Annotated in this window: 2 protein-coding genes; both read left to right on the forward strand. The window is 47.8% G+C overall.

Annotation, left to right across the window (positions count from 1 at the left end; genetic code table 11):
* Window positions 1–459 precede the first annotated feature (459 nt).
* Window positions 460–1,293, forward strand: coding sequence for a sugar phosphate isomerase/epimerase family protein (locus JCM13995_RS13205; RefSeq protein WP_054666475.1), 834 nt, complete (start codon window positions 460–462; stop codon window positions 1,291–1,293).
* Between the two features lie 441 nt (window positions 1,294–1,734).
* On the forward strand, window positions 1,735–2,808 hold a 1,074-nt coding region (locus JCM13995_RS13215), incomplete at its 3' end, for an ABC transporter ATP-binding protein (protein ID WP_054666483.1).

A 2,808-nucleotide genomic window follows, 5' to 3' on the forward strand; every position in this document is an offset into this window, starting at 1 on the left:
AGTAGTTTTTTTTTGCTTGCCACGGCGATTAAGTGTTAGTCACTTAGTCGTCGTTTTTCATTGTTCCAGTGCGGCTTATAGTGTGCAGAGCCTGCCTTAAAACCACTGATCATCACATCCGAAAACCCGTGAACGTTTGGTGCAGTTATGATGAACAAATAGTTTTGACCTGTTTTCTCTCTTTCTTTCTTCACTCAAATGAATTGACAACTTTCTGAACGACAGAATGTTCACTGGGCGGCAAAGATATTCTATTGTATGACTTCATTATGAAAGCGTTGACCCAGCGCGAGCCTAGTGCTAATTTCTACCCCAGTTACTTGATCTTGATTTGACCAGTCTCAGGCGGCAGCGTCTGGGATTGTCGATTATTCTCTGGTTTGCAGTTTGTCTACGGCTTAGGACGATTCCAGCAATTCTGCTTGGGCTGAAGAACATCGAGAAAGTGAGATGTAATGGTTGAGAAAAGATATTGTGGTGCGCGGCCATGACCTACCCGTTTACGATGACTTAGCAGTGTTTGGGCAAGCGATGCAGCAGCGCGGCTTGCACAGCCTGGCGTATTCACCGGCAAAGTCGCTGCCCAAGACCACTGACGACGGGGATGCCGTCAGTTTTGGGCTGGGGGCGATGGTGCGCCGCTCGTTGAGTGAGTATGGCGGTGAAATTGCTACGTTAAGTTGCTATGTCAACATGGTTGATTCAGATACGACTAGAGAGGCTCAGGCCAACGCGCGGCTGGCGAATTATCTGCAGGTGGCGCCCGCTTTTGGGACCAGAATCGTAGCCACGGAGACTGGCGGTGTCGGCTCACCAGCAGAAAACCATCAAGCGGCACCGTTTAACACGCTAGTAAAACGGGTCCGCGAGCTGTTAACAGTTGCCAGGTCTGCCGGAACTTATCTTGCCCTTGAGCCGGGGATCAGCAATCCCCTATATTCGCTTGACCAGGTCGCGGCGTTGATTGCCGCTGTCAACGAGGCGCCTAACTTAAAGCTGATCATCGATCCGACTAATCTTTTAAAAACTCGAGAGGATGATGCAAATGCCATTCTTTCAGCGGCTTTTGACCGATTTGCTGACCGGATCGTCGCGGTGCACCTGAAGGATTATCGCTGGCCTGAAGGGGCTTCCCAGCGGGAGTTAACAGTGCCGGGCCAAGGCCAAGGCGATTTCAAAGCCGCCTTCGCAATCGCAGATCAGCGGCAGCCGTATGGGTTTAAATGCTTGGACGAGTTGCCGGATGGTCAGTTGGATCAAGCATTAGCATTGCCTTGGTTGCGGGCATTATGAAATCTTGAATACGAGGACAAAATGTGTGCTTGTAGTAATTAAATGCCGACTGACTCGAAATGAAGATGAGACATCTTCGATTCGGAATGGCGTGTAGAACTCCCGGTAATTTGCACGTTTGCTGTACTCCTAATAAAAGCGCTTGCATGTAATTGACTTCGGGGCTATACTCATTTTTGGTAGCAGCTTATGTTTAGGTATCTACCAAAGAAATAGTTGATTACACTAATTGCTGTAAGTTAAGCAACTTGCGACCAATGAGGGTTGTGCCCCCTCAGAGGCGTCAAGAGCTTAAGGGTAATAATACAAACTTTGCCAGAAATGGCCATTGCAGATTTGAGCACTTTGTCACCGCCTGCCACAGCGGAGGACACAGTTGTTCTCTGCTTGGTTATTTGTGGCTTTTTTTTATAAAAGCTAATTTGGAAGGCGGGAATCTTCATGGTTGAGATTGACTTGAATCACCTATACAAAAAGTATGATAATGGCACAGATTATGCCGTCAGCGACTTCGATTTACACATCAAAGAGAGGGAGTTTATCGTTTTTGTTGGCCCCTCTGGTTGTGGGAAGTCTACGACGTTGCGGATGATTGCTGGCCTCGAAGATATCAGTAAAGGTACTCTTGAAATTGATCACCAAGTGATGAATGATGTTGCTCCCAAGGACCGGAACATTGCTATGGTCTTTCAGAACTATGCACTGTACCCCCACATGTCTGTATACGATAACATGGCCTTTGGCTTAAAGTTGCGCCATTACAGCAAGGAAGATATTCAGCAACGTGTCGACAATGCTGCTGATATTCTGGGCCTTCAGGAGTTTCTGCAGCGTAAGCCTGCTGATCTTTCTGGTGGGCAGCGGCAGCGGGTCGCGCTTGGACGTGCAATTGTGCGCGATGCGCCGATATTTCTCATGGATGAACCGCTGTCAAATTTGGATGCAAAACTGCGAGTTTCCATGCGCGCAGAGATTGCAAAACTACACCGGCGTTTAAAGACAACTACGATTTATGTCACTCATGATCAAACTGAAGCGATGACGATGGCAGACCGTGTTGTAGTCATGTCAGTTGGCCAAATTCAGCAGATTGGGACGCCAGCTCAGGTTTATCAAAACCCACGTAACATGTTTGTGGCTGGATTTATCGGTGCTCCTGCGATGAACTTTTTCCATGTCACATATCAGGACGGTCATATTTCAGATGGTAAAGGTTTGCAGCTGAGTGTGCCGGCGGGTCGAGCCAAAGTGTTGGACGACCAAGGGTATAATGGCAAGGAAGTTGTTTTTGGCATTCGTCCGGAAGATATCCATTCAGAACAAGCCTTCCTGGATACCTGGCCGAACGCCATCGTTGAATCTGATGTTGTAGTTTCTGAGCTACTCGGCGCGACCGAGCAATTGTATCTCAAGCTTGATGGCACTGAATACGTAGCAAATGTTAATGCACGTGATTTCCATCAACCAGGTGACCACGTCAAAATGGGATTTGACGTTAATAAAGGCCTCAATTTT

The sequence above is a fragment of the Lacticaseibacillus camelliae DSM 22697 = JCM 13995 genome, assembly GCF_001311195.1.
Lineage (GTDB): Bacteria > Bacillota > Bacilli > Lactobacillales > Lactobacillaceae > Lacticaseibacillus > Lacticaseibacillus camelliae.